The following is a 13,437-nucleotide window of genomic DNA, read 5'->3' on the forward strand; positions in this document are numbered from 1 at the left end:
GTCCACGGTGACCGCCGGGCCCTCGAGACCCAGGGTGTAGGCGACGCGGCCGGAGATCACGCTGTTGGCCGTTCCCGTCAGAGAGTGGCCCTCGGCCCCCTCATCGAGCGAGGATCCGTAGTCGGAGTTCGAGGCGCCGACGAAGACGCCCGTACGGCTTCCGCGCAGGCTGAGCGGTGCGATGCGGGCCCGCTCCAGCGCCTCCCAGGACGCTTCGAGGAGCAGGCGCTGCTGCGGGTCCATCGCGATCGCCTCGCGCGGCGAAATGCCGAAGAGACCCGCGTCGAAGCCGGTGGCGTCGTCGATGAAGCCGCCGACCCTGGCGTACGAAGGTTCCGAACCGTCCGGACCGGACAGGTCCCAGCCACGGTCCTCGGGGAAAGCCGTCATGCCGTCCGCCGCCGACGCGACGAAGTCCCACAGCTGGTCGGGCGAGGAAATCCCGCCGGGCAGACGGCAGCTCATCCCGACGATCGCGATCGGCTCGTCGGTGGAGGCGGAGGCGGCCGTAGCGGTGGCGATGGCGTCCGTGGCCGAAGATCCGGCGGTCGTCTCCCAAGCCGACACGGCACCGGTCAGGTGGTCGGCCAGCACCCGCACCGTCGGGTAGTCGAAGACCGCACTCGTGGCCAGCCGCAGACCGGTGGCCGCCGTCAGCCGGTTGCGCAGCTCGACGGCGGTGAGCGAGTCGAAGCCGAGCTCCTTGAACGTACGGTCCGCGCCGACCGGCCCGGAGCCCGCATGACCGAGGACCAGGGAGGCCTCGGACCGTACGAGATCCAGCACGGCGTGCGCACGCTCCGGCAGGGACTTCCCGGCCAACTGCCGGACGAACGCCGGTACCGCGTCTCCCTCTTCGTCTTCCGGCGCGGTGTGCTCGGCGGCCTCGGGGATCGCGGCGAGCAGCGGGCTCGGCCGGTTCGCCGTGAAGGTGGGGGCGAAGCGGGTCCAGTCGACCCCGGCCACGGTGAGCGTGGTCTCGTCGCCGTCCAGGGCCCGGGCGAGCGCGGAGAGGGCCAGGTCGGGGCGCATCGCGGTCAGGCCGCGCCGGTGGAGGTAGTCCTCGGTGCCGACGGTGTCGACCAGCATGCCGGCCTCCGCCCAGGGGCCCCAGGCCACGGAGGTGGCGGTCAGGCCGCGGGCGCGGCGGGCCTCGGCAAGGGCGTCGAGGTGGGCGTTGGCCGCGGAGTACGCTGCCTGGCCGCCGCTCCCCCACACGCCGGCGATCGACGCGAACAGGACGAACGCGTCCAGCTCGGTGTCTCCGAGCAGCTCGTCCAGGTGGGTGGCACCGGCCGCCTTCGCCTCGAGTACGTCGGTGAATCGCTCGGCGGTGGTGTCGGAGAGGGGGCAGGTGTCGATCAGGCCCGCAGTGTGCACCACGGCCGTGACGGGATGGGCCTCGAGCAGGGCCGCGAGCGCGTCGCGGTCGGAGACGTCACAGGCCAGCGCGGTGGCCTCGGTTCCCGACTCGGCCAGTTCCGCGCAGAGTTCGGCCGTACCCGGGGCATCGGGCCCCCTGCGACTGACCAGCAGCAGGCGCTGCACGCCCTGTCCCGCGAGCCAGCGGGCCACGTGCCCGGCAAGGGCGCCGGAACCGCCGGTGATCAGCACGGTGCCTTCGGCGCGCCACGTCGTGCGGGGTGCGGCACCGGACGGGTTCGCCGCGGGTCCGGCGTGGTGCAGCCGGCGTCCGAAGCTGCCGGAGGCGCGGATCGCGACCTGGTCCTCCACGCCTTCCGCGAGCACCGACACCAGCCGGGCCGCCGTACGGTCGTCCAGCGTGTCCGGAAGGTCGATCAGGCCGCCCCAGCGCTGCGGGTGCTCCAGAGCGACGACGCGGCCCAGGCCCCACACCTGGGCCGCGTCGGGGCGCTCCAGCCGGTCGGCACGGCCTACCGATACCGCGCCGCGGGTGAGTGCCCAGAGGGGAGCGTCGACACCGGTGTCCCCGAGCGCCTGGACGAGAACGAGCAGCCCTGTCGCGTCGAGCAGCGACAGCACACCGGCCAGACCCTCGGCCCGGTCGGTCAGCAGCGCATTCAGTTCGGCTCGGTCGGTGCCGTCTGCCACGTGCAGTACGTCGACGTCGGCGCCGCCGCCGCGCAGTGCGACGCAAAGCTCTTCGGTGAGGCTTCCTTCGGTGTCGCCGCCTTCGGTGTCGCCGCCTTCGGTGTCGCTGCCTTCGGTGTCGCTGCCTTCGGGTGCGGCGACGAGCCAGCGTCCGTCCAGGCTGTTCGGGGCTCCGGCGGTCAGGATCTGCCAGTCCACCCGGTAGCGCCAGCCCTCGACCACGGCCCCGTCGCGGCGGCCACGCCGCCACGCCGAGAGTGCGGACACGACTGTTCCCAGACCGTGGGTGTCCTCGTCCGCGTCCAGTCGCAGCTCCTCGGCCAGGACGCCCAGATCCTCGTTCTCGACCGCGGCCCAGAACGAGGCCTCCGACGTACTCTCGCCCCCGACCACGACGGACACCGCCGGATCGATCCAGTACCGCTCGCGCTGGAAGGCGTACGTGGGCAGGGCGACCTTGCATCCGCCGTACGGGGCGAAGAACGCGTCCCAGTCGACGGGGGTACCGTGCGCGTGCACAGTGGCGAGGGCGGTGAACAGAGCCTGGTTCTCGTCGTGGCCGCCGCGCAGGGCAGGCATGGCAACGAGGTCGGCGGTCTGCTGGACCATGGCGGACAGCACACCGTCCGGGCCGAGCTCCAGCAGACGGGTGACGCCCTGACTGTTCAAGCACTGGATGCCGTCAGCGAAACGCACCGTCTCACGAACATGTCTCACCCAGTAGGCAGGGGTCTGGATCTCCACCGGATCGGCAAACTGCCCGCTCACGTTGGAAACGATCGGCAGCTGCGGTGCACGGAAGGTCACCTCACCCGCCACGGCAGCGAATTCGTCGAGCATCGCGTCCATACGCGGCGAGTGGAACGCGTGCGAGACCGTCAGCCGCTTGAGCCGCCGGCCCTCGGCACGCCACATCGCCTCCAGCTCCGCGACAGCATCCGCGTCACCGGAGACCACGAGCGAGGTGGGACCGTTGACGGCGGCGATGCTGACGCGGTTCTCATACGAGGCCAGGACCTCGGCGATCTCGGACTCCACGCCCTCGACAGCGAGCATGGCCCCACCGGACGGCAACGCCTGCATCAGACGCCCCCGGGCGGCGACCAGGGTGCACGCGTCGTCCAGCGACAGCACACCCGCCACATGCGCGGCAGCCAGCTCACCAATCGAATGCCCGAGGAGATAGTCCGGCTTGACTCCCCACGACTCCAGCAACCGGAAGAGAGCAACCTCCAGCGCAAAAAGCGCCGCCTGCGTGTAAACCGTCTGGTCGATCAGCTCCCCGTCACCGAAGAGGACCTCGCGGACCGGCCGCTCCAGCCGGGAGTCCAACCGCTCCGCCACCGCGTCCAACGCCCCCGCGAAGGCCGGGAAGGTCTCGTACAGCCCCCGGCCCATCCCGGCCCGCTGCGCACCCTGCCCCGTGAACAGGAATCCTGTCTTGCCATGGGTCGCAAGCCCCTGTACCACCCGGGAATCGGTCCTGCCCTCGGCAAGGTCTGTCAGTGACCGACGGAAGTCGTCGATGTCCGTGCCGAGGATCACTGCCCGGTGTGCCAACATCGTCCGGCTCGTCGCCAGCGCCCGTCCCACGCCCACCGGATCGCCCGGCTCAGGCCGCGCGTCCGTGTCCGGAGCGCCCGTGTTCGTGTCCGCGTCCAGGAAGGACAGCAGGCGCTTCGCCTGGGCGGCCAGCGCCTCCGGCGAACCGGCGGAGATCACCCACGGCAGGACGCCCGGAGCGGCCTGCGGCTCCGGCTGCTGCTCCTGCCGCGGCTCCGCCAGGGGCTCCGACTGCTCGATGATCACGTGGGCGTTGGTTCCGCTGATGCCGAACGACGACACACCTGCCCGCCGCGGCCGCCCCTCCGCCTCCCACGGGCGGCTCTCGGTCAGCAGCGCCACCGCGCCCGCCGACCAGTCCACGTGCGGGGACGGCCGGTCGGCGTGCAGGGTGCGGGGCAGCACCCCGTGCCGCATCGCCATGACCATCTTGATCACGCCGCCGACACCGGCGGCGGCCTGCGTGTGGCCGATGTTGGACTTCAGCGAGCCCAGCCACAGCGGCCGGTCCGCGTCCCGCTCCCGGCCGTACGTGGCGAGGAGAGCCTGAGCCTCGATCGGGTCGCCCAGCGCGGTACCGGTGCCGTGCGCCTCCACGGCGTCCACGTCGGCGGGGGACAGCCGCGCGCTCTCCAGCGCCTGCCGGATGACGCGCTGCTGGGAGGGGCCGTTCGGGGCGGTCAGACCGTTCGACGCGCCGTCCTGGTTGACGGCGGAGCCGCGCACCACGGCCAGCACGTCGTGCCCGAGGCGGCGCGCGTCGGACAGCCGCTCCACGACGAGCATGCCGACGCCCTCGGCCCAGCCCGTACCGTCCGCGTCGGCGGAGAACGCCTTGCAACGCCCGTCGGGCGACAGTCCGCCCTGGCTGCTGAACTCGGTGAACAGCCCCGGGGTCGACATGACGGTGACACCGCCGGCCAGTGCCATCGTGCACTCGCCATTGCGCAGCGCCTGCACCGCCAGGTGCAGCGCCACCAGCGACGACGAGCACGCCGTGTCGACCGTCACCGCGGGACCCTCGAACCCGAAGGTGTACGCGATGCGGCCGGAGGCGACACTGCCCGTATTGCCCGTGAGGAGGTATCCCTCCAGGTCCTCGGTGGCCTGCTGCCAGCGGGGACCGTACTCCTGGGACATCGCGCCGACGAACACGCCGGTGCGGCTGCCGCGCGCCGACTGCGGCGCGATCCCGGCGCGTTCCAGCGCCTCCCAGGCGCTCTCCAGGAGCAGCCGCTGCTGCGGGTCCATGGCTCGCGCCTCGCGCGGCGAGATCCCGAACAGGGAGGCGTCGAAGTCGGCGGCGTCGTGCAGGAAGCCGCCCTGGTACGGGAAGCCGCCCCCACGGCCCCCCGAACCGCCCTGGCGGTACAGCTCCGCAAGGTCCCAGCCGCGATCGGACGGGAAGTCTCCGAGCGCCTCGCGCCCGTCGGCCACGAGCCGCCACAGTTGCTCGGGCGAGGCCACGCCTCCCGGGAAGCGGCAGGACATCGCGACGATCGCGATCGGGTCGTCCGCCGGACCGGCGACAACGGCCGGAACCGGCGAAGAGGCACCGGAGGTGTCCGACTCGGCTTCTTCTCCGAAGAGCTGACCGCGCAGGTACGCGGCCGCCTCGTCCGGCGTCGGACAGTCGAAGAGCAGGGTGGACGGCAGCCGGAGTCCGGTGGCGGAGGCGAGCCGGTTGCGCAGTTCGACCGCGGTGAGCGACTCGAAGCCGAGTTCCTTGAAGGTGCGGCTCGTGTCCAGGTCGCCCGGCGAGGCGAACTCTCCGACGGCCGCGGCGTGCGCGCACACCAGATCGAGCAGGATCCGGTGTCCCTCGGCCCCGGAGGCGCCCGACACGCGGGCGCGAAGCTTCCGCAGTTGCTCGGGCACCTGGTCGTCAGGGACCTCGTCCGGCAATTCCTCGAGCTGGCCGGCGGTCACCATACGCTGCGCCGCAGCTGGTTCGCGCCAGTAGCGCCGGCGCTGGAAGGCGTAGGTGGGCAGGTCGACCTGCTGCGGGTCGACGTCGCCGAGCAATGCCGGAACGTCCAGCGGCAGGCCGTGGGCGTGCCCCTCGGCCGCCGAGAGGAGGAAGCGGTCCAGACCACCCTCGTCACGACGCAGGGTGCCGAGCGCGACCACGTCCGGGACGTCCAACTCCTCAACCGACTGGGTCAGGACCGGGTGCGCACTGATTTCGACGAAGAAACGGAAACCATCCTCCACCAAACGGCGAACAGCAGGCTCGAAATGAACGGTCTGAGAAAGGTTGCGATACCAGTACGAACCATCCATCACCGTGGTGTCCAACCACTCACCGGTCACCGTGGACAACAACGGCACCGATCCCGCACGAGGCTCGAGCCCCTCGAGGACAGTGGCCAGCTCTTCCTCGATCAGAGCAACCTGACGCGAGTGCGACGCATAGTCGACAGGAACCCGCCGCACACGGACACCCCCCGCCTCAGCCGCCGCCAGGAACTCGTCCAACGCCGCCGACTCACCAGCCACAACCGTCGAACGCGGCCCATTCACAGCAGCCACCGAAATCCGCTCACCAAAAGGCTCCAGCAGCACACCCACCTCACCCGCGGGCAACGCCACCGACACCATGCCCCCACGCCCAGCCAACGCCGTAATAGCCCGACTCCGCAGAGCCACCACCCTCACAGCATCCGCCAGCGACAACACCCCGCCACATACGCAGCAGCAATCTCACCCTGCGAATGACCGATGACGGCATCCGGCACCACACCCACCGAACGCCACACAGCAGCCAACGACACCATCACCGCGAACAACGCAGGCTGCACCACATCAACCCGCTCCAGCGACGCAGCACCCACCTCACCACGCAACACCGCCAACAACGACCAATCCACATGTACGGCCAACTCCCGCGCACACGCCTGAACCTCCGCCGCAAACACCGGCGACGACTCCAGAAGCCCACGAGCCATACCCACCCACTGCGAACCCTGACCAGGGAAAACAAACACCGTCTTCCCCTCCCGCACACCACCCTCCACAACCCACCCACTGGGCTCACCAGACGCCAACGCACCCAACCCGTCCAGGAGCCCCTCACGCCCACGCCCCACCACCACCGCACGCCGCTCGAACAACGAACGACCCGAAGCCAGCGAATACGCCACATCGACAGGGCCCACCTCCGGACGCACCTCCAGGTGCTCCCGCAACCGCCCCGCCTGCGCACGCAACGCCTCACCACTACGCGCGGACAACACCACCGGCACCAGCGCGTCGCCGTCCGCCGCACGCTGGACGGAGTTCTCCCCAGGAGCGTCTTGCGGGGCTTCTGCCAGCACCACGTGGCAGTTGGTTCCCCCCATGCCGAAGGAGCTGACACCGGCGATGCGCCGGCCGTCTGCCGCCGACGGCGGGAACTCGGCAAGGTCGCGTTGCACGCTCAGATTGAGTGCGTCGAGCGGGATACGCGGATGGGGGTTCTCGAAGTTGAGGCTCGGCGGCACCTGCCCGTGCTTGAGGGCGAGTACGGCCTTGAGCAGCCCGGCCGCGCCTCCCGCGGCCTCGAGGTGACCGATGTTGGTCTTCACCGACCCGACGGGCAGCGGATTCCGCGTCCTTCGTGCGGTGCCGAGCACCGCGCCGAGCGCAGCCGCTTCGATCGGGTCACCCACGGGGGTGCCACTGCCGTGCAGTTCGACGTATCCGACCTCCGCCGGGTCGATGCCCGCGTTGTCGTACGCGGCCCGCAGCACCGCGCGCTGTGCCTGCTCGCTGGGAGCGGTCAGGCTGGCTCCGCCGCCGTCGTTGTTGACCGCGCTGCCTTCGATCACGCAGTGGATGCGGTCGCCGTCGGCCAGGGCGCGCGACAGGGGCTTGAGCGCGATGAGCACACCGCCCTCGCCCCGTACGAACCCGTTGGCGCGGGCGTCGAAGGTGTAGCACCGTCCGTCGGGAGAAAGCCCGCCGAACCGGGCGGCGGCAAGGGTGCTCTCCGCCGCGATGTTCAGGTTCACGCCACCGGCGAGGGCAAGCGTCGACTCACCGCGGCGCAGGCTCTCGCAGGCCAGATGAACGGCCACCAGCGAGGACGACTGGCCTGCGTCGACCACCATGCTGGGCCCGTGTGCGTGCAGGAAGTACGAGATCCGGTTCGCGATGATGCTGCGGTGAAGCGCCGTCATCGAGTTCCGGTCGATGGTTCCGGGGCCGCCGTGCTGCTGAAGCCTCGCGTAGTCGTCGTAGATAGCACCCAGGAACACGCCTGTCTGCGTGCCGTCCAGGGCGGCCGGCACGACGCGCGCGTCCTCCAACGCCTCCCAGGCCAGCTCCAGCATCAGCCGCTGCTGGGGGTCCATGGCGGCGGCCTCGCGCGGTGAAATGGCGAAGAATCCGGGATCGAATTCATCGACCCGGTCCAAGAATGCGCCCCGTCGGACCTCCGACGCATCGGCGGAGGTCCAGCGATCTTCGGGCACTTCACCGGTGGCGTCGAGCCCATTCCTCAGCAATTGCCAGAACGCCTGCGGATCTGCTGCTCCCGGCAGTCGGCAAGCCAGCCCGACAACTGCTACAGGTTCGACGTTTTCGGCACGCACTTCAGGCATTAAAGGTCTCCCCCGAGGATGGTGGCGATCTTCATGCTAGGTACGGGTCACATTGCCCCCAACCCCTAAAAAGCGAAGCCCGGAGCCCCTACAGCAGGGGTTCCGGGCCGCACTTGGTGCGGTGACAGGTGGAGGGTCAGGCCGCGCGGGCCGCCTTGATGGCGATGAAGGCGATGCGGGCGGCGACCGTGAAGGCCAACACGCCGATCGTGTACATCAGGAAGACCGTCGGCCACTGCCACTCGGGGCGCATGTGGAGCGCCAGGAACCAGAGGGGTTCCACGTGGCCGGAGAGCTTCATCAGGGTCGGCACCAGGGCCTGCGGGAACAGGGCGATGCAGCCGGCCAGGAAGCTGATCCACAGAAGACATTGGCGGTGGACGGGGAGAGTCTTGCTGAAGGACGCACCGGCCTGGCCGGGCTTGGGCTGTTGTTGCTGCTTGCCGGTGCGCATCAAGAAGAGCAGCTCGGGGCCGCGCTTGCGCAGGTTGCGGTGGGCGGCCTGGCCCAGCATCGCGTACGCGACCCAGCCGGTGACGACGCCGACCGGGACTCCGGCCCACAGGAGTGACGGGTTGTGGAGGAGGTGGCCCGCCAGCGTCACGCACAGGGCGGGCACCGCAGTGGTGAGGGCCAGGAAGAGCATGGAGAAGGCCTGGCCGGCCACGTCGGAATGATCGGCTGCCGCGTTCTTGGCGGCCCGGGGGTCAGGGCCCGGGGTGAGCTGGGCGATGCCCACGAGGGGGACCATGCCCGCGCCACCGCCCAGGAGGGCGAAGGTCGCGGTCAGTGCCCAGGGGTTGAGGTCGGGCTGTCCCGCCACGGCGATGCCCGCCGCAGTGAGGAGGAGGGAGAGGGGGGCGAAGACGACGATCCAGGCGAGTTGACGGCCGCGCACGTCGGCGCGTTCGCTGCCGGGGGTCTGCAGGGTCAGCCAGAGGGCGGTGCCGTCCTGGCCGTAGAGATTGGCACAGGTCGCCGCGCCCATCAGGGCGGTGAGCGCCCCCATGAAGGGAAGGAAGACGGTGGAGCCGAAGGCCAGCGGGACCAGGGCGCTCAGTACCGCGAAGACGGGCGGGACGATCAGGCTCTGGAGACGCTGCGGGTCGCGGGCGTAGGTACGCAGCTCCTTGGCGTAGACGGCTCCCGTGGGGCTCAGGGAGGCGCGTCCGCGCGGGGCTGCCCGGTCGGCGGAGGAGCCCCGCACTGTCGGGCGACTCCAGCGGGCCGGTCCGAGCGAACGGTTCCAGGCCACCCAGAGGACGGCCGGCAGCAGGACGAGTCCGGCCAGCGGAAGTCCCGTCATCAGCCAGTCCTGGCGGGCCGACGCCTCCACGGCGACCGCTCCCCAGCCGGAGGGCAGCGCCCGCACCACGGTGGAGAAGACGGGCGAGAAACCGGTCCGGAGGACGGCGTCGAGGGCCGAGAAGACGATCCAGCCGGACGAGGCGACCACGAGCATCGTCGCCGTGAGCACCGCGCCGAGCACCGCGCCCACACGCGAACGGGCCAGCGCGCCGAACAGCCGCCCCATGAGCCGTGACAGGAGTACGGCCAGGGTGAGCTGCAGGAGGAGCGCCGGTACGGAGACGAGCGCGGGCACGGTGCCCAGCCGCAGCCCGAACACCAGCAGCGCGGCGAATGCCACCAGCGACACCACAGCGGTCACAGCGACGAACCCGGCCCCGAGCAGGCCGAGCGCCAGCCGGCGGCGCGGGATGGGCTGGAGCGCGAACTGCTCGGCGCGCAGCACCGGTTGCCCGGTGGCTACCGGGCCCAGCATCCAGCCCAGCGTCCACAGCGCGAAGAGGACCGCGAGCAGGTCCCGTACGGTGCCCAGGTCAGGGGCGTCGACGGTGGCCATGGCGATGGTGGACGCCGCCATGGCCAGCCCGGCCACGGCGCCGCTGAACACCCAGGTCGCACGCGGTCCGGACAGGTCTCGCCGCAGGACGGCGAACTTCATCTGGATCAGCGCGAGAGCCACGAGAGACCTTTCTCGCCGCCGGTGTGGTGGCCGACGAGCTCCACGAAGGTCTCTTCGAGGGTTTTGCCGCCGCGGACCTCCGCGACCGGTCCCTCGACCACGACCTGCCCCTTGGCCATGACGGCCACGGTGTCGCAGAGCTGCTCCACCAGGGCCATCACGTGGCTGGAGAGCACGACCGAACCACCGGAGGCGACGAAACGGTTGAGGATGCCCTTGAGGACGACGGCCGAGACCGGGTCGACCGCTTCGAAGGGCTCGTCGAGGACGAGGAGTCTCGGACCGTGCAGGAGCGCGGTAGCCAGGCCGATCTTCTTACGCATGCCGGTGGAGTAGTCGAGGATGAGGGTGCGTTCGACGTCCCCGGTCAGTTCGAGGACGGCCAGGAGCTCGTCGGCGCGGGCGTCGACCGTGTCGCGGTCGAGGCCGCGCAGCCGTCCCAGATAGGTGAGCAGTTCGCGGCCGGTGAGCTGTTCGGGCATGGCCAGGCCGTCGGGAAGGACGCCCATCAGCTCCTTGGCGCGCTCCGGCTCCTCCCATACGTCGATGCCGAAGACCCTGGCTCGCCCCTCGTCGGGGCGCTGCAGGCCGACCGCCATCGACAGAAGGGTGGTCTTGCCAGCTCCATTGGGACCCACCAGCCCGTAGAACGAGCCCGGCCGCACCCTCAGATGGGCCCGCTTGACCGCCGCGTACCCACCGAACTCCTTGTGGAGCGCGACCAGTTCGAAAGCCGGGTGCTGGTTGTCGCCGGCGGGCGGTGGGGCGCCCTCGGCTGACGTGATCCTCACAGTCAAAGCGTTGTCTCCCTGTCCATATTCATCATTCACACCCCCGCGAATTTCGCCCTCAGTTGGTCGGAAGCTCCAACTCACTGTCGATCAGGGCGAATATATCGGCCTCGGTCGCGGACTCGATGTCACGGTCATCGGACTCCTTTCCGCCGTTCGCCGAACCACTCCATCTCTCCAGAAGAGATTCCACCTTGCTACGAATTGTGAGCTTGTCCGCGTGATCAAGTTGCGGCATGTCCCTGGCGATCCTCTCGAGATCCTCCAGCATCTCTCTAGCGGGGGACGCCTCGGTTCCGAGGATTTCGCGGTGAAGGTGTTCTGCAAGCGCGAGGGGGGTGGGGTAGTCGAAGACGAGGGTCGGGGGCAGACGGGTGCCGGTGGCGGCGGTGAGCCGGTTGCGGAGCTCGACGGCGGTGAGGGAGTCGAAGCCCAGGTCCGCGAAGGAGCGTTGTGGTTCGACCGCGTCCGGTGCGGCGAACCCGAGGACTGCGGCGGCCTCACCGCGTACGACGCCGAGGAGGAGCCGGCGCCCCTCGGCCGCACCGAGCCCGGCCAGTTGCTGGGTCAGGGTGACGCCGCCGGTGGTTGCGGTGGTACGTGTGGCGGCGGTGCGGCGGGCCGGTCGGACCAGGCCGCGCAGCAGAGCGGGCAGGGCATCGGGCTCGTGGGCGGCGAGGGCCGCGGTGTCGATGTCGGCGGTGACCAGGGAGGGTGCAGGCGCCTGGAGCGCCCGGTCGAACAGGGCGAGCCCGCGCTCGGGTGCGAGCGGGCGGAACCCGGAGCGGCTCATTCGCTCCCGGTCCCCCTGGCTCAGTTCGCCGACCATGCCACCGGCGGAGCTCTGGTCCCACGGACCCCAGGCCAGGGCCTGTCCGGCCAGGCCGTGGGCCCGGCGGTGATGGGCGAGGGCGTCGAGGACGGCGTTGGCGGCGGCATAGTTGGCCTGCCCCGGCGAACCGTAGGTCGCCGCGACCGACGAGTACGACGTGAACATCGCCAGGTCCAGCGATGCGGTGAGCTCGTGGAGCGCGAGTGCCGCGTCGGCCTTCGGCGCGAAGACGGCAGCCAGCCGGTCGGGCGTCATCGACGCGAAGACGCCGTCGTCGACTACACCGGCGGTGTGCACGACACCGGTCAACGGATACTCGGCCGGAATGCCGTCGAGTACAGCCGCCAGGGCGTCGCGGTCCGAGACGTCACACGCCACCGCGACCGCCTCAGCACCCAACTCCCGCAGCTCGGCGAGGAGGTCGGAAGCCCCCGGGGCATCCGCGCCCCGGCGGCTGGTCAGCACCAGATGGCGCACCCCGTACTCGGACACCAAATGCCGGGCCAGCAGACCACCCAGCGCACCCGTACCACCCGTGATCAGGACGGTGCCGTCGGCGTCCAGCCGTCGCGGCTGTGTCAGGACGTTCTTGCCGACGTGCCCGCCCCGGCTCATCAACCGGAACGCGGACACCGCCTCCCGCACATCCCACGCCCGAACCGGCAACAGGGACAACTCACCCCGCTCGAACAAACCCACAATGATGGTGAGGATCTCGCCCAACCGGTCCAGACCCGCATCGAAGAGGTCGAACGCCTTATACGTGACCCCATCGGCGAAGGAACCTTCCTCGCGAAGGTCGGCCTTGCCCATCTCCACGAACCGACCACCCTCACCCAACAACCGGGCACTCGCGTCGATGTACTCCCCCGCCAAAGCATTGAGGACCACATCGACACAGCCTCCGTCCAGCCGCTCACGGAAAGCGTCCTCGAACAACAGATCACGCGAGGAAGCGATCCGCTCACGCGGGACCCCAAGGCCTTCCACAACCGGCCACTTCGACACACTCGCCGTCGCAAACACCTCAGCACCAAGATGACGCGCGACCTGCACGGCAGCCATACCCACACCACCAGCAGCCGCGTGCACCAGCACCGACTCGCCGGATTGCAGACCACCCAGATCCACCAGCCCGTAGTACGCCGTCAAAAACGCCATCGGCACCGACGCAGCCTGCGCGAACGACCACCCCACCGGCACCCGCGCCACCAAACGCCGGTCGACCACCACCACCGGGCCAAAACCACCGTCAAAGAGACCGAAGACCCGGTCCCCGACCGCCAGCCCCTCGACACCGGAACCGACCTCGAGGACCACACCCGCACCCTCAGAACCCATCAACGCATCGGCATCCGGATACGACCCAAGCGCAATCAGCACGTCACGGAAGTTCACCCCCGTCGCACGCACACCGACCCGCACCTCACCAGGCGCCAGCGCAGAAAGCGTCACCGCAACCGGCGCAACATCCTCCAAAGCACCCCGACCAGAACCCTCCAAACGCCAGAGAACATCCCCGGCCGGAAGAGCGAGACCGCCACCGCCCTTCACCAGACGCGCGGCCAGCACCGCGCCGTCGCGAATCACCAGCTGGCCTTCACCGCT

Annotated in this window: 2 protein-coding genes and 3 pseudogenes (1 of these 5 running past the window's edge); all 5 read right to left on the reverse strand. The window is 70.2% G+C overall.

What is annotated here, in order from left to right; all coding sequences use genetic code 11:
* A pseudogene (locus J1792_RS34615) lies at positions 1-8,166 on the reverse strand (type I polyketide synthase) (its annotated part extends 26,517 nt beyond the left edge of the window); the annotation flags it as partial.
* Positions 8,167-8,355: 189 nt separating this feature from the next.
* Positions 8,356-10,206 carry a permease-like membrane multi-spanning protein gene (locus tag J1792_RS27415; protein WP_207248405.1) on the reverse strand — a complete coding sequence of 617 codons (1,851 nt, stop codon included), beginning with the start codon at positions 10,204-10,206 and terminating at the stop codon, positions 8,356-8,358.
* The gene (locus tag J1792_RS27420) at positions 10,191-10,997 is read right to left on the reverse strand and encodes an ABC transporter ATP-binding protein (protein WP_242705308.1); all 807 of its coding nucleotides are present in this window, start codon (positions 10,995-10,997) and stop codon (positions 10,191-10,193) included. Before J1792_RS27420 ends, J1792_RS27415 begins: the two co-directional genes overlap by 16 nt.
* A gap of 295 nt (positions 10,998-11,292) precedes the next feature.
* Positions 11,293-12,954, reverse strand: a pseudogene (locus J1792_RS36125) (SDR family NAD(P)-dependent oxidoreductase); the annotation flags it as partial.
* Positions 12,955-13,086: 132 nt separating this feature from the next.
* Positions 13,087-13,419: pseudogene (locus tag J1792_RS36130) on the reverse strand (alcohol dehydrogenase catalytic domain-containing protein); the annotation flags it as partial.
* Positions 13,420-13,437 lie beyond the last annotated feature (18 nt).

Origin of the sequence: Streptomyces triculaminicus, from assembly GCF_017349075.1 — a bacterium.
GTDB lineage: Bacteria > Actinomycetota > Actinomycetes > Streptomycetales > Streptomycetaceae > Streptomyces > Streptomyces triculaminicus.